General features: G+C 36.5%; 17 protein-coding genes. 4 read left to right on the top strand and 13 right to left on the bottom strand.

Going from position 1 to position 20,877, the window contains the following annotated elements; all coding sequences use genetic code 11:
- Positions 1-41: 41 nt before the first annotated feature.
- Together ACTTKV_RS02915 and ACTTKV_RS02910 are read left to right on the top strand one after the other, a co-directional pair.
- On the top strand, positions 42-1,718 hold the full coding sequence (locus ACTTKV_RS02915; protein WP_442549162.1) for a 4Fe-4S dicluster domain-containing protein: 1,677 nt from the start codon (positions 42-44) through the stop codon (positions 1,716-1,718).
- Positions 1,711-2,412, top strand: a complete 702-nt coding sequence (locus ACTTKV_RS02910; RefSeq protein WP_442549161.1) for a TorD/DmsD family molecular chaperone — start codon at positions 1,711-1,713, stop codon at positions 2,410-2,412. Before ACTTKV_RS02915 ends, ACTTKV_RS02910 begins: the two co-directional genes overlap by 8 nt.
- A 174-nt stretch (positions 2,413-2,586) precedes the next feature.
- Here the strand turns inward: ACTTKV_RS02910 and ACTTKV_RS02905 are convergent, their stop codons facing one another.
- The 6 genes from ACTTKV_RS02905 to gltX all read right to left on the bottom strand — a co-directional run bounded on the left by ACTTKV_RS02905 (position 2,587) and on the right by gltX (position 7,402).
- Entirely contained in the window at positions 2,587-3,270 is a 684-nt protein-coding gene (locus ACTTKV_RS02905; protein ID WP_442549160.1) for an MqnA/MqnD/SBP family protein, read from the bottom strand.
- Entirely contained in the window at positions 3,267-3,539 is a 273-nt protein-coding gene (locus tag ACTTKV_RS02900) for a barstar family protein (RefSeq protein ID WP_442549159.1), read from the bottom strand. The genes ACTTKV_RS02905 and ACTTKV_RS02900 overlap by 4 nt, the downstream gene beginning before the upstream one ends.
- Positions 3,536-4,042, bottom strand: coding sequence for a ribonuclease domain-containing protein (locus tag ACTTKV_RS02895; protein ID WP_442549158.1), 507 nt, complete (start codon positions 4,040-4,042; stop codon positions 3,536-3,538). Before ACTTKV_RS02895 ends, ACTTKV_RS02900 begins: the two co-directional genes overlap by 4 nt.
- 9 nt (positions 4,043-4,051) lie before the next feature.
- Positions 4,052-4,678 carry a uracil phosphoribosyltransferase gene (upp, locus tag ACTTKV_RS02890; RefSeq protein WP_442549157.1) on the bottom strand — a complete coding sequence of 209 codons (627 nt, stop codon included), beginning with the start codon at positions 4,676-4,678 and terminating at the stop codon, positions 4,052-4,054.
- 94 nt (positions 4,679-4,772) lie between these two features.
- A complete protein-coding gene (locus ACTTKV_RS02885; protein WP_442549156.1) occupies positions 4,773-6,026 on the bottom strand; it encodes a malic enzyme-like NAD(P)-binding protein in 1,254 nt (417 codons plus the stop codon).
- Entirely contained in the window at positions 6,023-7,402 is a 1,380-nt protein-coding gene (gene gltX / locus ACTTKV_RS02880) for a glutamate--tRNA ligase (protein ID WP_442549155.1), read from the bottom strand. Before gltX ends, ACTTKV_RS02885 begins: the two co-directional genes overlap by 4 nt.
- A 70-nt stretch (positions 7,403-7,472) precedes the next feature.
- Between gltX and ACTTKV_RS02875 the strand changes: the two genes are divergently transcribed.
- Positions 7,473-8,303 carry a peptidylprolyl isomerase gene (locus ACTTKV_RS02875; protein WP_442549154.1) on the top strand — a complete coding sequence of 277 codons (831 nt, stop codon included), beginning with the start codon at positions 7,473-7,475 and terminating at the stop codon, positions 8,301-8,303.
- 80 nt (positions 8,304-8,383) lie between these two features.
- Here ACTTKV_RS02875 and ACTTKV_RS02870 read toward each other — a convergent pair whose 3' ends face one another.
- Both ACTTKV_RS02870 and yedE read right to left on the bottom strand, forming a co-directional pair.
- Positions 8,384-10,480, bottom strand: coding sequence for a TonB-dependent receptor (locus ACTTKV_RS02870; protein ID WP_442549153.1), 2,097 nt, complete (start codon positions 10,478-10,480; stop codon positions 8,384-8,386).
- A 378-nt stretch (positions 10,481-10,858) separates the two neighbouring features.
- Positions 10,859-11,917 (bottom strand): YedE family putative selenium transporter, encoded by a 1,059-nt coding sequence (gene yedE / locus ACTTKV_RS02865; RefSeq protein ID WP_442549152.1) that lies wholly within the window; start codon positions 11,915-11,917, stop codon positions 10,859-10,861.
- 135 nt (positions 11,918-12,052) lie between these two features.
- Between yedE and ACTTKV_RS02860 the strand changes: the two genes are divergently transcribed.
- Positions 12,053-13,252: a molybdopterin molybdotransferase MoeA gene (locus ACTTKV_RS02860; RefSeq protein ID WP_442549151.1), complete on the top strand. Its 1,200-nt coding sequence runs from the start codon at positions 12,053-12,055 to the stop codon at positions 13,250-13,252.
- Positions 13,253-13,421: 169 nt separating this feature from the next.
- Here ACTTKV_RS02860 and ACTTKV_RS02855 read toward each other — a convergent pair whose 3' ends face one another.
- The 5 genes from ACTTKV_RS02855 to ACTTKV_RS02835 are packed head-to-tail and all read right to left on the bottom strand — an operon-like array spanning position 13,422 to position 20,619.
- On the bottom strand, positions 13,422-13,985 hold the full coding sequence (locus ACTTKV_RS02855) for a MotE family protein (protein ID WP_442549150.1): 564 nt from the start codon (positions 13,983-13,985) through the stop codon (positions 13,422-13,424).
- Positions 13,985-14,362 (bottom strand): flagellar export protein FliJ, encoded by a 378-nt coding sequence (locus ACTTKV_RS02850; protein ID WP_442549149.1) that lies wholly within the window; start codon positions 14,360-14,362, stop codon positions 13,985-13,987. Before ACTTKV_RS02850 ends, ACTTKV_RS02855 begins: the two co-directional genes overlap by 1 nt.
- A 41-nt stretch (positions 14,363-14,403) precedes the next feature.
- Positions 14,404-15,654 (bottom strand): adenylosuccinate synthase, encoded by a 1,251-nt coding sequence (locus ACTTKV_RS02845; protein WP_442549148.1) that lies wholly within the window; start codon positions 15,652-15,654, stop codon positions 14,404-14,406.
- 2 nt (positions 15,655-15,656) lie between these two features.
- Positions 15,657-16,523 carry an ATP phosphoribosyltransferase regulatory subunit gene (locus ACTTKV_RS02840; protein ID WP_442549147.1) on the bottom strand — a complete coding sequence of 289 codons (867 nt, stop codon included), beginning with the start codon at positions 16,521-16,523 and terminating at the stop codon, positions 15,657-15,659.
- Entirely contained in the window at positions 16,516-20,619 is a 4,104-nt protein-coding gene (locus tag ACTTKV_RS02835) for a diguanylate cyclase domain-containing protein (RefSeq protein WP_442549146.1), read from the bottom strand. Before ACTTKV_RS02835 ends, ACTTKV_RS02840 begins: the two co-directional genes overlap by 8 nt.
- Between the last annotated feature and the right edge of the window lie 258 nt (positions 20,620-20,877).

Genomic DNA, 20,877 nt, shown 5'->3' with positions numbered 1-20,877 from the left:
TTAATATTAGAATAAGTCCGTTTTTGATAATAGGAGAAACAATGAAAGAATTTGGCTTTTATAACGATTTTGACGATGCTTTGATGCTAAATGAACAAATAGAGATCAACAACGAAAATGGCGACTATCTCGTCTCTAACTCGCCAAAGCTAAAAGCAAATGTCATCGCACCTGAGATAAATTTTTACCTAAAAAATACAACTGCAAATATCTTAGAAAAAGCCAAAAACACGCTTTTACTATACGAAGCAAGAGCGAGCGCCTTTGATATGGCAAAAGACGTAGACTTCGAAAAAGAGGTTGGCAAAAATGTCGTGATAGTTAGCAACTCAGGCCGCGAAGAGCTAGCAAATTTACTAAAAGAAAATGGTTATAAGGTCATTGAGCTAACGCACTTTGAAGTAAAATTTTTATACGGCGCGGCTGGTGAGCTAAGCGTTTTGGTGCTTAGAGCAAATGACGAATTTGAAGTTGATTGCGACTTTTTCTTGGTTGAAAACGCAAGGGACTATATGCTAAAACAAAGTGGCTGCTATGAGATAGCAGGACTAAAAGATGAAAAAGTACTTGAAATTTTAAATGCAAAATCACCAAAATTTAGATATAAAAGTTTCACTCAATACGACTCATCTATTTGCCAGTATCACGAGCGCAGGACTGAAATTTGTGGTCGCTGTGCCGAAGTTTGTCCAACAGTTGCGATATTAAAAGAAGATGAAACAAAGCATCTTGTATTTTCACAGATAGACTGCACAAACTGTGGAAACTGCATAAGCGTCTGCCCTAGCGGCGCACTTGATTATACTCTAATGCCACAAAGCTCATTTGCTGCTGTGGCAAAGCTTTATAAAGGCAAGATTGCACTCATTGTGCCAGAAGAGATAAATTTAGAAGATCTTAGCGTTAGCCTACCAGAAAATGTTCTACCTTTTGCCATTTCAGCTGCACATTTTCTAAGCCAAACGCACTTTTTGACACTTCTTCAAGAAAGTGGTGCAAGTGTGATTTTATATAGCAAAAGCCTTGGCAAAGGCGAAAAAGATGCCATTAGCATCCTAAATCAAATTTATGAGCTTAAATTTAAAGAGCCAGCGATTTACCATGCAAAAGATAAAGCCGAGCTTGAAAGTGCATTGAAAAAGGCTAAATTTATAGATGGCTCTCAGCACTCTATAACAGAATACGCTCTACCAAAGAGAGAAATTTTTGCCAAAAGACTTGAATTTATCGTAGGCAACGATGATCTTGGAGTGGTAAAAACTGGCGACGAGATGATCAGATATGGCGAAGTTAAAATAAATGCTGATACCTGTACGCTTTGCTTAAGCTGTGTAGGATCATGCAACGTAAGTGCCTTGGTAGCTGACAAAAAGACAAACTCAATTTTATTTAACCCAAGTATTTGCACCGCCTGTGGCTACTGCGAGCTAAGCTGTGCTGAGAAAAACACTATCTCGCTTGAGGTTGGCAAAATTTCACTTAAGCCTGAGTTTTTCGTATACAGTGAGCTAGCGCATGACGAACTATTTGCCTGCGTAGAGTGCGGAAAAGAGTTTGCAACCAAAAAAGCGGTCGAGAAGATCGCATCGATCATGCAGCCAAGATTTGGCAATGATAGAGCGAAAATAAAATCACTTTACTGCTGTGCCGACTGCAAAGCAAAGATCATGGTGCAAGCCCAACTAAACGCAATGAAAGAGGATTTATTAAATGGATAAGAACATAATAAAAGCAAGAGCATATTTTTACGAATTTTTGGCGTATCCTGTCTTCTTTCATACAAATGATGAGAAATTTGCGAGATGGAAAGAGCAGCTTGGCTACCTAGCACAAAACCCTTTGAGCGAGCAAAGTGAGGTGGCATTTGCAAATTTAGATAAATTTAGCTTTGAAGAGCTTGCAAATGAGCAAAATGACGTCATTTTTGGCTTTTCAAACATTCCTTTAAATGCCTCATTTTATGAAGAAGGCAGAGATGACGGAGCGGCTAGACTTAGGGTGATCGAGTGCCTAAAACTTAGCCCATATAGACGCGATAAGGAGCTTTGCAAAGATAGCGAAGACTACGTTGGCTTTATATTTTTAGCAATGGCAACCTTTTTAAATGACGAATTTAATGGCGCAAAAAACATCAGCGATAAGCTATTTCGCGAGACTTTAAATTTATTTATAGATGAGTTCATCTCGCTTATCATGGCTCATAAAGATATAAATTTCTTTAGCTCGTATGCGACCATTTTAAAAGACTTTATCGAACTTGAAAGATCGATCTTAGGTGTAGAAGCACCGGCTAAACCACAAGGCGATAGTGTTGCCATGGCTGCACTTAAAAAAGAGCCTTTCCAAAGCAAAATGCCAACATTTAAGACCAAGCTTCGTTGGGAGGAGTTCTCTCCAGTGATCTCTCATTAGTTTAAAGACTAAATTTTAGTCTTTAAACTTTGTTTATATAAGATAGCTTTTGTAGTGTTTTCGCCGTATTTTACATCTACTGTAATATCAATATAGTTTAATGGTAAATTAAATCTGTATTGTGTGGCAAAGCTTTTAAGATAAAACGTAGATATGTTTTAGTTTCGATACTAATTAAACTGGGAGTTTTGGCTGTCTTAAAAGTCTATACTCTTTAAAAAATTTGCGAAGTGATTTTTGCTCTTTTGGTCCTATTTTATAGCTTATAAATTTTAAATACCACTTGATATCTTGCTCACTTATACCGCGGCTTTTAGCATACTCAGCCAAGATATAGTTTGGAATTTTTACATTTTTTTGTAGAAATTTTGAGACCAACCTTTTGTAAAACGAGCCATTTTTTACGTATGAAAATCTACCAAAAACAAATGGCAAATTCGTCTTTTCATGCCAAATTTGACCAAGGTCATAAAAGCACTCTTTGCCCTCCCTTAGATAGGCTTTAAGTGCTCTATCGCCTATGATCACCTCACCTTTTAAATGAAGTATATTTGCTAGGGCGTTTGAGCTAGCTGAGGCTGGGTCAAATTTCATAGCTGAGCCTTTACGCACAAGTACGCTTTTTACATCTTTTTTGGCGACTATCCCAAAATTTAGCTTCTTTAAATTTGCCTTTTTGCTAGCTATGCTTGAGATCACTGCAGCGTCGATCTTTCTGGCATTTAGGGCTCTATTTAGCTTACTTGGCACGCCTTTTTTAAACTCGATCGCCTTTTTTATCTGAGTTTTTAATGGAGCTGCTTTTAAAAATACATGAAATGGGAGTAAATTTAGATAATCAATCTTTCCAAATATCATTTTTTATCTTTTACAAGCTCAAATTTTACCAGCTCATTTTCCTCGCAAACATCTAAAAATAGCTCCATTAAACCATCTTTTATGCTAGCTTCTAGAGCATCTTCGTTTTTTAGCTTTATAAGCGTTGGCTCATTTATCTCACAAAGACAGTCGAAAAGTGCGTCTAAATTTCTACCATAGTGTTCTGGCAGATCAAATTTATTAGCGAGATAGTCGTGCATCTTATCTTTTTCGCACATTCTTTTAGCGTCTAAAGTTACGCTTTTCATTGCATCCTCTTCTCATAAAGCAGGTAAAAATGTTCATAATGATCAGGCGTGTAGTAGATAAGACCGTCGTTTGAGTATACTATCCGCTCAGCGCCACGTCTGCCGCCATTATAATTCACATCACACTCAAACCACTTTCTACCATCAGCTTCTGGAAGCCTCTTTTCTCTATTTGAAAATCTATCCCCGCCGATACTTTTGCCGTCACTTATCTGCCATAAATTTCCACTTTTTGCGTCCCAGCCAAGAGCTAGTGCTTCTTTTTTTGTTATGAAATTCTTTGGTAGCTTGTTAAATTTATAGATATAAAGTGCGACTTCTTCTTTTGAAGTGTATGAGCCACCAGCCTCTAATTTTAGGCTTTTTTGCCCTTCCTTATTAAGCTGTTCAAGTAAAATTTGGGCGTTTTTGTTTGCATCGCTATTTTCATTAGAAAAAAAGAAAGTACCGACTATAACAGCCAGTATAAAACCAACCAAGGTCGGCAAAAGTCTTTTGTTCAAATTTAACCCTTAAAGTGTGTTAAAAACTCTATCTCCAGCATCACCAAGACCCGGAACGATATAGTTTTTCTCGTTTAGTTTCTCATCGATTGAAGCTGTGTAGACCTCAACATCTGGATAAATTTCACTAAATCTTTTAAGTCCTTCAGGTGCAGCGATGATAGATATAAATTTGATCTCTTTAATGCCTTTTTCACGTAAAAATTTAACCGCGTCTATAGCTGTACCACCAGTTGCAAACATAGGGTCGATGATGATTGCCATTCGCTCTTTTGCATCTTTTGGAAGCTTTGCGTAGAAAAACTCGGCCTGCGCTGTCTCTTCATTTCTCTGAAATCCTAAAAATCCAACACTTGCATCCGGAATGATGGTAAAAACACTATCAAGCATACCAAGAGCAGCTCTTAAGATTGGACATATCATCACTTTTGTTGTGAGTTTTTTGGCATTTGCGGTAGCAACTGGAGTTTGTACTTTTACCTCTTTTACCTTTAAATTTCTAGTCGCTTCAAATATCATGAGATAACTAATCTCATCAACTAGCATGCGAAACTGAAAAGGCTGAGTATTTTTGTCGCGTAAAATGGTTAGTTTGTGCTCGATTAATGGATGCGAGATGAGCTTAACATTTTGCATTTTTTATCCTTAAATTTATTATTTTTGCAAGGCTTTGGCCTTAAAGAAAATGCCAAATTTAAAAGAGATTTAGCCCAAAGTCGGGCTAAATTTATTAAAATCCTTTTGCAAGTTTGGCTCTATAGGCCTCAACATCAAAGTCTTTTACTCTTGCTACTCCGTCCTCAACCGCAGCCTTTGCAACTGCTGGAGCGACAGCTGTAAGCACACGTTTATCAAATGGTTTTGGAATGATATACTCTTTGCCAAATTTTAGCTCACTAACACCACTTGCTTTTAAAACGTCAGCTGGCACTGGCTCTTTTGCAAGCTGAGCAAGTGCTCTAGCAGCTGCCATTTTCATATTTTCAGTGATCTTTTTAGCTCTAACGTCAAGTGCGCCTCTAAAGATGAATGGAAAACCTAACACGTTATTTACTTGGTTAGGATAGTCGCTTCTACCTGTACCCATCATCACGTCGCTTCTTACAGCCTCAACGTCCTCTGGATAAATTTCAGGCACTGGATTTGCAAGAGCAAAAATTATAGGCTCTTTATTCATAGATGCAACCATCTCTTTTGTAAGTACTCCTGGCTTGCTAAGACCCAAAAACATATCAGCACCTTTCATCGCATCAGCCAGGGTTCTGTCCTCTGTATCTAGTGCAAACTCTACCTTTTCAGGTGTAAGATCTGTTCTTTTTGAGTGAATTACGCCTTTGCTATCTATCATCACGATATGTTTTGCACCAAGCGCTTTATACATCTTCGCACAAGCGATACCAGCCGCACCAGCACCACTAACTACGATTTTGATTTTAGATATGTCTTTGCCCGAAATTTCCATTGCGTTTATCATACCAGCGCTTGTTATCATTGCTGTGCCGTGCTGATCATCATGCATGACCGGGATATCAACTGCTTCTTGAAGTTTTCTCTCGATCTCAAAGCACTTTGGAGCACGGATATCTTCTAAATTTATACCGCCAAATGTTGGAGCAAGAGCCTTGCAAATCTCAACAATCTTATCAGGATCGTGCTCATCTAGTTCGATGTCAAACGCATCAACATTTGCAAATTTCTTAAATAGTACCGCCTTGCCTTCCATAACTGGCTTACCAGCGATCGCACCGATATCACCTAATCCAAGAACAGCTGTACCGTCGGTGATAACAGCTACTAGATTTGCTTTATTTGTATACTTATAAGCTAATTCTGTGTCTGCATTTATCTCTTTGCAAGGTTCAGCAACGCCAGGTGTGTAAGCCATAGAAAGATCTTTTGATGTTTCGCAAGGTGTTTTTACCTTGATCTCGATCTTACCGCCTATGTGATAATTTAGTGCTTCTTCTTTAGTAACGTGTGTCATTTCTCTTCCTTTAATAAATTTTGTATTCTATTTTTTATCTCATTGCTACCTACCACCTCAAGAACCTCGAAGATACTTGGGCTCACGCTCGAGCCAGTTAGTGCTATCCTTAAGGCCTGAGCTAGGTCCTTTAGTTTTAAGCTGTTTTGCTCTAGAAATTTATTAGTTAGCTCCTCATAGCCTTTTGCATCGAGGTCGCTGTCTAAAATCTTAGCAAATTTAGCCAAAATTTCTTTGCTATTTTCATTTATAAATTTATCATATGCCTTTTCATCGTAACTTTTTGGGGCATTAATGATCGCATTTGCGCTGTTTGCCATCTCAATTAATGTCTTTGACCTCTCACGGAGCGAATTTAGTAGCAACTCGCCCTTTGTCAAGGCCTTAAAATCCACGCCAAACTCAAGCATATCATGAGCTAGTCTCTCATAAGGCAAAGTCTTGATATAGTGAGAATTTAGCCAATCAAGCTTTTGAGCGTTATAGGTGCTTGAGCTTTTGTTGATATCGTTTGGATTAAAGTATTTAAGCATATCATCAATACTAAAAATTTCATCATCGCCATGACTCCAGCCAAGACGCACGAGAAAATTTAAAAGCGCTTCAGGCAGATAACCCATCTTTTTATATTCCATGACATCGGTTGCGCCGTGCCTCTTGCTAAGCTTTTTGCCGTCCTCGCCGTTTATCATCGCTACGTGATAAAATTTTGGTGTTTTAAAGCCAAGCGCCTCGTAAAGAACGATCTGTTTTGGAGTGTTTGATAGGTGATCGTCGCCTCTAATTACATCTGTAACACCCATTAAGGCATCGTCGATAACGACTGTGAAGTTGTAAGTCGGTGTGCCGTCGCTTCTTGCGATGATGAAGTCGTCTAATATATCTTCAACTCTAAATTTAACCTCGCCTTTTATGCCGTCATTTATCACGATCTCGCCGCTAAGCGGGGCTTTTATACGGATAACTGGCTCGATACCAGCTGGAGGTGTACCTGTAAAATCTCTATATCTATTATCATATTTTGGACGCTCTTTTCTAGCTTCTTGGCTAGCTCTAAGCTCTTCAAGCTCGTCCTTGCTCATGTAGCATTTATAAGCTTTTCCTTCTTCAAGAAGCTTTTTTACATACTCCTTGTAAAGATCAAATCTCTTTGACTGATAAGTTACTTCGCCATCATGATCTAGCTTACACCAAGCAAAAGCCTCCTTTATGGCCTGTGTGGCTTCTTCTGAATTTCGTTTTAGGTCAGTATCTTCGATGCGAAGTAAAAATTTTCCGTTATTAGCTCTTGCGTATAAATAATTATAAAGAGCTGTCCTAAGTCCACCTATATGTAGGTATCCAGTAGGCGAAGGAGCAAATCTAGTAACTATCATTTTGTGCCTTATTTTTATGTTATAATTGCCCAAAATTATATTTACTAAATACTTAAATAAAGGTTTTATTATGAAAAAAATGCTCTTTTTGGCTGCTGGTATGCTAAGTGCTTTAAATTTATATTCAGCTCAGATGGTAAATGGTATCGCAGCCATTGTAGAGAACGAGCCCATCACGCTTTATGAGGTTTATAGCTTAAAAGAACAGCTAAAATCAAGCGAGCAAGACGCTTTAAATTTGCTTATCAGAGATAGACTCGAAGATGCTCAGATAAAAAATTTAAACTTAAGCGTAACACCATTTGAATTAAATGACAGAGTCGAAGCGATCGCAAAACAAAATGGCATGACAAACTCGCAGTTTAGAAATTCTATTCAAGCTCAGGGCATGGACTTTTTAGAATTTAAAAATAGCTTAGAGCATAAGATGCTTCAAGAAAAGCTTTATAAAAGCATCTCAGCAGAAGCTGGCAAAAACATAAATGAGCAAAAAGCAAAGATGTATTTTGACGCTAATCCTGACAAATTTAAGGTCTTTAGTACAGCAAAAGTGGTCCTATATAGAGCAAATAGTCCTGAAGAGCTTGAAGCTCAAAGGACAAGCCCTTCACTGCTAAGTGGCGTGCAAACACAAGAGCTTAGCCTAGACTATCAGAGCATAGACCCAAGGCTAGCAGCCATTATCTCCAACACAAACAACGGAGCATTCACTCAAATTTTACAAGGCCCTGATAATTTTGATATGTTTTATGTAAAAGAGAAAATCGGTTCATATATCCCAAGCTTTGCGGATGTTAAAGCTAATGTCATAAACGAGCTTTATCAAGGCGAGCAAGAGAAGTTAATGAATGATTATTTCGATAAACTACGCGCAAAAGCAAAGATTCAAATTTTAAGATAAACTCCATTTTGGCCATCTTTTGGTGGCTAAATTTCCCACAATAAAAGATTACACCGCCAAAGATGGCGGTGTAAATTTAGCTAGAAAGTATAGTGCATATTTATCATGAACGATCTCTCATCACCAGGTCTTGAGTCTGAACGCCAGTATTTTTTATTTAAGATATTATTTATTGCCAGTGTTATTTGAGCGTGTTCATTAAAGTTATATCCAGCACTTGCATCAAGCCTTGCAAAGCCGGGCAAGTGTTGATCGGTTACGCTTGTTTTATTTACTTGATAACTATATCTTTTAGAGTATCCTGTTACGCCACTTTCGACATACCATTTATCGTTTTTAGCATATCTTAAAAAAACATTGCCCTGCCAGTTAGTTGTATTGTTTAGACTAAGTTTTTCATTTAATGGATTTGACTTGTCATTTACGATAATGGCCCTCATGTATCCAAGAGAGCTTCTTAGATATAAATTTTCATAAATTTGACCCAAGATATTTAGCTCTATACCACGACTTCGCTCTTTACCGCGCTGTGCCCAAGTGAATGGATTATTTGTAGGATCTGGTCTATATCTTATATTATTATGCTCGATCTGAAATATAGCTAGGTTTGAGCTAAATTTATTATCAGCCCATGTGCTTTTTAAGCCGATTTCGTATTGCTCGTTATTTTGTGGTTTTAGATCAAGCATTGACGTATCGTCTGTGCTTATGCCTATATTACCACGACCACCATATGGTGCAAAGCTCTTTGAGTATGAAGCGTATGCGGTATGCTCTGGCAAAAAGTCCCACAGTAAGCCTACTCTTGGACTAAAAGAGTGCCCTTTGTAGCTATTTGTCATATCTGCAATATTTCTTGTTTTAAACTTATAAAAGTCAAACCTACTGCCAAGAAGTAGCCTATATTTGTCATCTAAGCTTATTAGATCTTCTAAAAATACTCCATTATTTATAGCTTTGTGCTTGTTGTCGGTCGTAAGCGGCATGTAGCCCACACTACCCCAACTCGATCTTGATGCGTATGGGTTTATGGTCACACTTTTGGCTTTATCGTACCAAAGCCTTGGATGACGAGTTTCGACGCTATTATCGTAGCCAAAAGTAAGATTATGCTTAAATCTTGTAAATTCAAGCTCTTTTGTAAGTGTTATAGCATTTGAGAGCGTGTCATTATCGGTTTGTTGTTTAGCATAGTTTTGCTTTAGTCTATTTCCAGGCATGATGGTACCACTAAAATAATGATCAAAATTTTGACTAGCTTTTCTGTATCCAAAAACCCATTTTAAATTTATATCCTTGACTAGTTGCGCATTTAGCTCGGTACGGAAGAAATGAAGCTTATCTTCAACAAAGTCTCCATCGTGAGAAAATCCCTTTGTATAGTCGATACCAAGTTTGTCATAGACACTTTTTGTCGGCATTCTATCAGGTACACGCCAAGCATTATCATATGTATATTGCGCCTCAAAACTAACCGTTCCGCCATCATTTGTCACGACAACGCTTGGACTTACCATAAAATTTTTATATTTTACGCCCTCTCTCCATGATTTTCCACGCTCCATATCAGTCGTTAGTCTTGCGGCTAGTTGATTATTTACTACATGGTTTACATCTATACCACCGCCATATCTACTCCAGCTACCAACTCTTCCTGAGAGCTTATAAACAGGCATAAAATTTGCCTTTTTACTAACCAAATTTACAACCGCACCGCCGTCACTTCTTCCATACAAGATCGAGGCTGGTCCTTTTAAAATTTCAACTCTCTCGACATTTGCCGTACTGCGTCTTATCTGGCCAGAGTCTCTAACACCATCTCTATATATATCGCCGCCATCAACACTAAAGCCTCTTATCTTGATGCTTTCGCCTCTCATATCATAGCTTGCATCAATACCAGCATTTCCCTCTAGAATACTTGAAAGATCGTTTGTGCCATAGTTTCTGTTCTTTTGTATATCGATATTTTCGATAGTTTGTGGCGTCTCTTTGTTGCTGAGTCCATTTCTATTGATATCCGCACTATCATATGTGATATAACCTTTTAGGGTATTTTGCTCCGAGATACCTTCCACCTCGATAGTTGGTAGAATGACCGAATAATCACTGTTGTTCGTATCTAAAGCCCACAGCGAGCTAAAGATCAGTGAAGAAGCCAGTATGCTAAATTTCATAGTGTTCCTTTAGATAAAATTAAAATTAATATTCTATATCAAAATAGATTAAAAATTTACGTTGTGTTAATGCTTATTAGATTTTGTCCATTTATTGTTAAAAATTTTAGTTCAACTTAAAATGAAAACTAAATTTTGTAATTCTTTTATTAAATGTTTATGTGAGCTTTAAAATTTCACTAAATCATAGTATTTACTAAAATAATAGTAAATATTAGATACAAATTATTCATAGCATTTGCTATAGGATACTAAAATTTTAAAGATCGATCCTAGCATTGCAATGATAACCCATCAACGCGAGCTTTTTAAACTTTTTGATAAGATTATAGATATAAGAAGTGAGTAAATTTGACTGCAAAAGCAGCCAAATTTATATTATGCTTTTTTAGTAAAAACTCCAACATAAACAGCATAGATAAAGCCGATCGCTACGGCATATGGAGCATAAGGAGTGATGCCAGCTCCTGAGCTTGCAAGTATGAAGTTATGGCTTATCGCAGCACCTGCTCCCATACCTAAAACAAATACAGCTGAGCTTAAATTTCCGGCTCCCATTTGCACCAAATGTTTGCCTGGGCAGCCATAACTTAAGCTAAAGCAAAGACCGGCGAGCGTCATACTAAGAAAATTCCAAAGAATGTCATTGTGAGCGATAGGCTGACCTTCAAAGCCAAATTTGTATTGATTTAACACTAAATTTGTAATGCTAGCAAAAACAACAACCGATACGATGCCGTAAAACATCGAAAAATCACGCTCAAAAACTTTACTGATCGCACCAACCGAACAAAATTTGCTTCTTTGTATAAAAATACCAATAACAATAGCACAAATAAGCGAGATAAGGATATTTGCATGCTGTGAGCCTGGGCCTTTTTCTGAGCTAAATAATGCACCATTATCGCCAAGCTTTAAACCAAAAACAAGGGCTGCTAAAAGCAAAACAGCAATAATTAATGGTAAAAAGGCAACTGGTTTTGTAGTGGCATCATTTTCAGGTATAACGTAACCATTTTTCTTGAAAAATCGTCCAACAAAAACGCCAGCAAATAAGCCAACAAGCCCAGCAATAGCGGTCATATCTCCGCCTCCAAGGCGCAAAAACGCTCTCCATGGGCAACCCAAAAAGATAAGGCAGCCAATCATCGCAAACACACCTAAGAAAAACCTAGAAAATGCTGCACTGCCAGATACTGGAGTGAAATTTCTACTCCAAAGCATACTTGCTAAAAAGCCTCCGATGATAAGCCCTAAAATTTCAGGCCTTAGATACTGTACCACTTTGGCTTGATGAAATCCAAAAGCGCCTACGCTATCTCTTAAAAAGCAAGCCGCACAAACGCCCATATTTGCTGGGTTGCCAAAATAAACAAGCACTGGGCCAAGAATGCCTAAGCTTGCACCTGCAATGATGTAAAGCACTGTTTTATTCATGAATATTCCTGTGTATAGGGTAAAATCAAACTGATTTCTTAAACGACATTTTAATAATCATTAAATAAAACAAAGATTAATTTTTTTAAGAGCAAAGTAGATAAAATATGCAAAAATTTCATAAAAGGGATAAAAATGAAAGATTTTATGAGTTACGCAGATAGCCTAAAAATTTTAAAAGATACAATAAATGCGTGGGAAAAGGTCGAAAAAGTAGCCATCACAGATGCACTTGATAGAAATATCGCCTACGACGTGACAGCCGCTGAAAATTACCCAGCAAAGCCAGTTTCAGCGATGGACGGATACGCTTTTGCCTTTAAAGATGGCCTAAGCGAGCTTGAGCTCATTACAGACCTGCCTGCTGGAAGCGACAAAGGACTAGTTATAGAGGGTAGTAAATGTGTAAAAACTTTCACTGGCTCACTAATGAGCGAAGGCACTGATACTCTTGTGCCGGTAGAAAATGTCGAGGTTAGCGGCTCGAAAATACTCATCAAAAAGAGCGTGCCAAAGGGCTTTGCCGTGCGCGAAGTAGGAGAAAGCTATAAAAAAGGTGAAATTTTGATCAAAAAAGGCACTCGTCTAAGCTACGCTGAAATCGCGCTGCTAGCAGAGCTTGGCCACTTTCACATAAGCGCCTTTATCCGTCCAAGAGTGGCGATACTTGCAACTGGTAGCGAGATAAAAGACCTTGGCGAACCTCTAGAAAATCCGGCACAAATTCACAGCTCAAACCACATAGGCATCGCTATGCAAATACGCAAAATGGGTGCAGAGCCGATCCTTTGCGAGATCGTAAGAGATAAGGCTGAGCTTGTCGAAAAAGCGATCATAAACGCACTAAAATCAGCTGATATATTAGTGACGACTGGTGGCATAAGCATGGGTGATTACGACTTTGTAAAAGGCGCTTTAAATGAAAATTTTAGCCTTATCATCGAGGGTGCTGCGATAAAACCGGGCCGTCACATCAGAGTGGCAAAGTCAGGCGATAAATACATCTTTGCGCTACCTGGATTTCCGTACTCAGCAATGGTTATGTGTGTGCTTTACGTGAGGGTGCTAATAAATGCGTGGTTTGGTCAAGAAGAGCCAAAGATCACGGCGATAATGGACGAAGACTATAAAAAACGCTCACCATTTTTAGAATTTACAGCTGTAAATTTAGAAAATCGTGAGGGCAAAATTTTTGTAAATTTAGACGGCAAAAAGCTTGGTAGCTCAGCAATCGTAAACAACCTAACAAACGAGGCTGCATTGCTTATCATCCCAAAAGAAACAGAATTTATCGCAAAAGGTGAAGTGGTTGAAGTCTTAAAAATGCCTTGTTGAGAGGAAATTTTTAACAAAAACTAGTTGTTTGAAATTTCAAACAACTATAAATTTTTCTTGCAATAGTGACATTTTCCTTTAGGATAGACTTTTTGATCATAAATTTTGGAGCAAGAGAAATATGTGTGGTAGTATTTTATTTTTATCAAAACAAAGTTAAACTTAAAAACTACTGCATATTTATGCTTCCAGCTGGGGCTGGCATTTCACCTTTTTCATCAACAAATGGTGGTCCTTTTTGTAGTAACGCAGTGATCTCAGAAGCTACTTTTGGGTCCATTTTTGCCATAATAGTTGATATCTTTTTAGCATCAAGAGCGTAAAGTATAGTAGCTGCGTTTGATCTAGCCATTTGTGAAAGCACATCAGCCGCCGCTCCATCCTTCATCTTAGAATATGACTCATTGACTTTATCAGTCGTCATTGTGCGAAGCTCTTTTAAAATTTTCTCATTTTTAGCGACCACTTCATCGATCTCTTTACGTTTTTGATCGATTAATTTCATTGTTGCATTTAGATCGGCCTCTTTTTTGGCAAGCTTTTTATTATTTTCTTCATAAGCTGCTGCCGAGCTTGCACGAAAAGCCTCGAGTGCCTGACGCTGCTCATCTATAATCTCAAGTTCTTTTGAAATTTCTTCTTTTCTAGCTTCAAAAATTTGAGTGCAATCAACAGGCACTTCGTAGCAAAATGCAAAATTTAGGATCGCGAAAAATAATAAAAACCCTCTCATCACTGCTCACTTTTAGTAACAAATTTCATCACAGCAAACTCGTCAAGTGCAAGTGCTTCAGCCTTTTGTATGCGTTTTATCTCTTTTTTGAACTCTTCTTTTTCTAGATATTTCATCTTTTCGTACTCTAAATTTGCATTTTTATATTTATGCTCGTAGTGTAAAACTTCTTTGTTAGCCATTTCAAGGCTCTCTTTGCAAGCATTTAGCTCTTGCCTTGTTATATTTATAAGCTCTAAATTTTCTTTTAGCTCACCTATATTGCCACTTTTTGGCAATACAAACTCGCCGAGTCTAGCTCTTAAACGTGATAAATTTTCTTCAAAATTTCTCACATTAAGCCTGGTAATGGCGAGCTTGGCCTCTACTTTGTCCATTTCTTGCTTTTTTACTCGAACGATAGAGGTAAATTTGCTTTTCATCTAATGATTGTATCGCTTCTTTCAGGGCTTGTTGAGATATAGCCGATCTTTACGCCAGTTAGCGCTTCTATTCTCTCAATATAAGCTCTTGCGTTTGCTGGCAAATCTTCATATTTGCTTATACCTTTTACACTATCCCAGCCTGCAAGCTCCTCGTAAATAGGAGTTGCGTTTTCAAGATCTGTTGGCATATAGTCAATCGTCTCGCCATTATACTGATAAGCTTTGCAAATTTTTACCACCTCAAATCCATCAAGAACGTCAAGCTTCATAAGTGCATAAGTATCGACACCGTCAAGCCTTGATGCGTATTTTACACTCACAGCATCAAACCAACCACAACGTCTACGGCGACCTGTTGTTGTGCCAAATTCCTTACCGATATCGCACATCTTATCACCATTTACGCCTTTATCTTCTGTCGGGAAAGGGCCAAAACCTACACGAGTTGTGTAAGCTTTTATAACACCTATTACTTCACCGATTTCTTTTGGATTTAGTCCAAGTCCTGTACAAGCACCTGCGCTTATAGTATTTGAGCTGGTGACATAAGGATATGTACCATGATCGATATCTAGGAGCGTGCCCTGAGCGCCTTCAAGAAGTACCTTTTTGTTATCATCGAGAGCTTTCCAAATGATATTTGTAGTGTTTGCGACAAACGGAGCTAGCACCTCTTTATATCTTTTTAGCTCTTCAAGCAGCTCACTTTCTAGTGGAATTTTTACACCAAGCGCATCAAATACACATTTGTTTGTTTCAAAGTCATGCATTAAAGCCTCGCACAAACGCTCTGGCTCAAGTAGCTCGCCTACCCTGTGACCACTTCTACTTATTTTATCTGCATAAGTTGGTCCGATGCCTTTGCCAGTCGTACCGATAGCTTTTTCACCTTTTAGTCTCTCTTTTGCTTGATCGATTTGACTGTGATAGCTTAAATTTAAGTGAGCCTTATCACTAATATAAAGCCTACCTTCTAAATTTTCAAACTGCGCCATTTCAGTAATTAACACTTCTGGGCAAACAACAACACCATTGCCGATAATATTTATAATATTTTTATGCAAAATTCCACTTGGAACAAGGTGTAAGGCATATCTAACGCCATCGACCCAGATAGTATGACCAGCATTGTGGCCGCCTTGAGAGCGACAAATCATATCATAGTTTAGTCCTAGCATATCAACTATTTTGCCTTTACCCTCATCACCCCATTGAACTCCAACTACTAAATCAGCCTTTCTCATTCTTACTTCCTTAAATTAATTTTTTCTTCTATCAATGCATCTGTATAAACAGCAAAACCACTATTTATTTTTCCGTCTATTTCGTAGCTGCCGCCACTTGCTATTATGCTGTTATTTCTTAAAAATCTAAAAAATAAACTATCGTAATATCTCATTTTTGAGTAATATAGCGGAACTATTCTTAAATTTTTATATTCTAAAGCGCTAGCTAAATTTCTCAAATTTTCAAGCGGTTCTTTTAGTTTGCTTGGAGATATTTTTATTATCTCATCCAGCTCACTGACTGATTTTAAAAGAGCAAGAGCGCTTAGCCATGGAACATTTTGAGATAAAATTTTCTCCATTTGTCCATTTTCAAAAATCTCAATAGGTACACTCAAAATTTCACAAATCACCCTTGGAATTTGCATATTACTCACTTGTAAAAATGTATCCATTTTTAGCTCATCAATAAGCTTTGCAACGATATTAATACTTTTTAAAACATCATTTTCGCCAATTAGCTCAGCTCCAATTTGATAAATTTCTTGGCTTGGATAGCGAAAGACTGGTTGGACATAAAACCACCTTTTTGACTCGCTTGCCTTTAGTCTTCTAAGCACAATTCTTACAGTATCGACTGTACTATCAGCCCTTAGACTTATCTCGTGATTTAGACTGTCGCTAAAACGTAAAAGGTTTGTAGCATCTACACTTAAATGTTGATGATATGAAAAAAATGGTGTAACGATCTCACTAAAGCCTTCTTTTTCTAAAATTTCACTAGCTTTTTGTTCGATTTGCCTCTTTAGCTTTGCGCTGCTAGCAAAGTAGAGTTTGCTTCCGTTTGGAATTTCATGCTCATAAACATTTAAAACATTTTCATTCATTATTTTTGTTCGCTCCACTTAAATTTAGATCATTATCGCACAATACAATCGCATCTTTAGCCAAATTCACAATATCCACTTTTTCTGTTTTTGCAAGGATGATACTTAAGACCTCAGCTAATTTTTCGTTGATTGTTTTTATGCTATCTACTTGATTTAGTATTTCCTCTTTTAATTTTTCGCTTATTTTTTCATCATATTTAAGTTGTCCTATCAAGCGATTCATAAGCTCTTTTATAGTCACTATTTTGCAAAGCATATTGTAGTTTTCATCATTTTGAAAATTTCTTACATTTAGAGGAGATGATAAAGAGAATTTAAACTTGATCGCATCTTCTAAACTAAGCTCTGGCGCAAAAAGACGCCCCTGAAATCTACTAAAGCCAAAGCCAAGAAAAATTTCAAGCATATTTATATCTTCTAAATTTTTTATCATTACATTAAAATTAAATGTATCTGATATGTGCCTTATCATACGCATGGTTTTAAGAGCTTCTACCGATTCAAATACTTGATTACAAAATCTTTTATCTATATTAAACCTATTTGTTTTTAACATACCTAGTGCTTCTATCGAACCTGAGTAAGTTGCAAAATCATCAAGGCAAAAGCTTACGCCTAGCTCCCTATAAGCATCAATATATCTAATCACATCATCTAAATTTACGCCACTCGCAGAGTCAATGATGTCTATGATTAGCCCATTAGCATCTAGTTTTTCATCTTCTAAAAGCTTTTTAAATTTCTCAAAAAAGTCAGGAGTCATTAGTTTTTTAATGCTTAAATTTACTCTAACCTTTGCATTTATTCCCTCTTTTAACCATGTATCTCTAGCCTCTAAAGCGCCTTTTAGTGTAAATAACGCGATAGCAACAGCTGCTTTTGATACTTTTGCAAGTGGCAAGAAATCAGATGGCTTTAATATATTTTCACCATTTTGCCATCTAATAAATACTTCAAAACTGCTAATCTCCCCACTTTTTACATCGACTTCAGGCTGATATAGTAAGAACATTTCACCAGCCTCAATAGCTTTAATGATATTTGAGCCATCTTTATACTCATTTTTAAAGTATGTATCTTTTTTCGAGCTAAACATATAATATTTATTTTTTCCGTTTAGTTTTGCTTGATACATAGCCCAATCAGCTCTTTCTAGTAAATCATCAACACTAAGCGCATCACTACTTAAGCTAATTCCAATGCTCACGCTAAGTTTTATTTCACCCTCATCAATAGGAATTTTACTCTGTGCTACTCTTAAAATGTTTTCAGCGGTTTCGTAAATTTCTCCTAGATTTTCATAAGGCATAGCGCCTATAAATTCGTCTCCGCCTATCCTCGCAAATATTCCTTGTTTTGGAAAAATTTCATCTATTTTTTTTGAAATTTCTATAAGCACCTTGTCGCCTACTTGATGTCCAAACTCATCATTTACCGCTTTAAAATCATCAAAATCAATATAAAAAGCAGCTATTTTTACGTTTTCTTTTGCCTGTTTTAAGAGGTTCTCCAGCTTATTAAAAAGCAAAAATCTATTTGGCAACCCAGTTAAAGTATCGTGATATGCGATAAATTCGAGATATTCTTTATTGCAACGATCATCATTTACACTTGAGGCCAACAAGATATATCCCTTTTGATCACCAAATGAATTTAAAAGCCTGCTTACGCTTATGGCTTCGAGTCTATTTTTACTTTGGATATCATAAACAAGGCCTTGCCAGAAACCAATTTTTTCAAGCTTATTTAAAATTTCACTCTTAAGATCTTTTAATCCAGTCTTAAAATTTATTATATCTTTTGAACAAATTTCTTCTAAATAGACATTCTCTTTTGTTGCATTAAATGTATCAAAAAAGGCATCATTTGCATCTACAATCCTAAACTCATCATCAAGTATAACCATTTGCTCTTTTGAATATGAAAATATTTTTGCTAAAAGATCTTGATAAGAGAAAAAGCTATTTTGTACGCTAAGATCTTGTATTGTGCCTTTTATAATGCTTGCTTCACCATCATCAAAAGCTATCGCTTTTGCTCTAATCCTTAAATAAATAATCTCTCTATCTGCACGATAAAAACGCACTTCCCCATCATATACTTCATCTTTTTTTATAAAATCAAAAAATTCTTTAAAACTTGAAAATTCATCTACAAATATAGTTTTTGCACGTTCAAAATTTATACTCATATCGCCATTTAAAGCATATCCGAGTGACTTAGCAATATCACTTGGGATATAGAGCGTATCACTTTTTTTATCCCATGAAAATACAAGTGCTTCACTCGCCCAAAGTATGCTTTGAAACTGTTTTAGCTCAGTATCGTATTTCTTTTGCAGTTTTGCTATATCGCTTAAGTTATTAAAGAAATAGATGATCTTTTTCGCTCCATCATCAGTTCTATCTATAAATTTTACTTTTATTCTAAATGGTGTACTTTTATTTTCATGTGTCTGCATATTGGCGACTAGATCGATTTCACTTTTTTGACCACCATTTTCAAAAAATTTCTTAGATTCAGTAAAGATGTTTGCTTCAAATTCATATAAATTTTCAGGACTTAATAAATTCCTTAAATTTATAAGTTTTTCATCTTGTGCGACTTTAAAGACGCTATCGATATTTTGTGAGCTTCTTACGATGGTAAATGGATCATCACTTAATGCCTCAGCTATTACATTTGGTGATAAAAGCGTATAATCGTTCATCGCTTCATTATCTTTTTTTGTAAATCTTCCCTCATCAAGCTCGTATATAAGCATAAAATTTAGCCTAGCGTCTCTTAGCTTGACCTGTGACTCTTGTAAAAATCCTTCTTTGATATCGCCTTCTTTTGTTTTTAGTTTGATCTTGAAGCTTGTATCGCTATTTTGAGTCTCTTGTTTCATTTGCATAAATGACGCAAAATCATCATCTATTAAATCATTTAAATTTAGATTTGTGATCTCTTCTTTTGTATAACCAACGGAAGCCAAAAAGGCATTACTAACATCAATAATATCGCCACTATAAGCATCATAGACTACTATCTTTAAAAAGCTTTGTTCAAAAACGTAGCCAAACCTACTCTGATATTCTTCTAATTTATCAGCCGCCTTGATACTATCTAGTCGCAGCTTATTTATTCCGCTTTTTATCTCTTCAAACTCAGCGACGTTTAGGCTCCGTCTTATCTCATTTTCACCGCCATCCAAAGCGGTTTTTACCTCTTTTAAGGCTGGTAAAATTTTACTTCTTACAAAAATTATGTCCATAACCCATAAAATTATAGACAATATAAAGCAGATGATCGATAGGCAAATTAGAACAAACTGCACAAAAATATGAAAATGTTTTATTGAAGCTGTAATGACAAAAATTTTATACTCTGGCATGTAGCTTACGAGATAAAAATTTATATGCTTTAAAGAAAAAACTATCTCATCTTCTTTAAACTCATCGCCAAGACTTATGTAAGGTAAAAATACCGACTGATCAAATTCCTTATAAAACTCATCTCTTGATAAATTTCCATATTTATCCACCAAGTAAGCATAAGCTCCACGTTGTGCATCATAATCTACATTAACACGGCTTTGCAAAAATTTTAGATCGATCTGAACCAAAATAGTGCCGCCGTTTTTTAATCCATAAGATGCATAAAGATCCTTAAAATAGCTATCCTTATAAACGCGGTCTGATACTCTAAATTCTCCTGGCCTGACTTCATTTAACCTTAGCCACGATAGATCATTCTCTCTTATGTCACGAGCTCCGGTAAATTTCTTTGAATAGAGTAATTTTGTGTTTTTATCAAAAATATAAAATGCTGTATAAAAATCATTTTTTGTAGCGTTTTTATCAAACAACAGGTCGCTAAGACCGGCTTCAACCATTTTTGATTTTAAAAATAGATCATTTTTTACTAAAAAAAAGCTATTTGAGATTGATGATTTTATATTTGAATTTAATGAGTGAAGATCGTACTTTACATCATTTGTGCCGGCACAAATTACAAATAACATCAAAAACAAAAATGACAACAAAAGCAAAACATTCTTTGCGTAAAATCTTTTTATTATTTGCAAGCTAGATTTTGGGCTATCAAACACGATAAAGACCTCGTTAATTTAGGTTTAGCCTTGATTTTATCCCATTTTTACTTGATTTGGGTTTATAAAAGTAGGTATTTATTTAAAATTTATTGATTTTTTGAAAATTGAGCCAAAATTGCTTTCAAATTTGGCTCATAAATTTTTAATATATCCAAGTCACAAGCTCAGATGTTTGCCTGCGTAGTTTTTCTGGTTGTGGGTTTAGGCGGTAGCCAAATGGCACTACGATAGCCACTCTTTGCTCACTCTCATCAA

Origin of the sequence: Campylobacter sp. (assembly GCF_052169515.1) — a bacterium.
In the GTDB taxonomy this organism is placed as follows: domain Bacteria; phylum Campylobacterota; class Campylobacteria; order Campylobacterales; family Campylobacteraceae; genus Campylobacter_A.
Note: the sequence above shows the minus strand (reverse complement) of the source record. Positions and strands in the feature narration are given on the sequence as shown.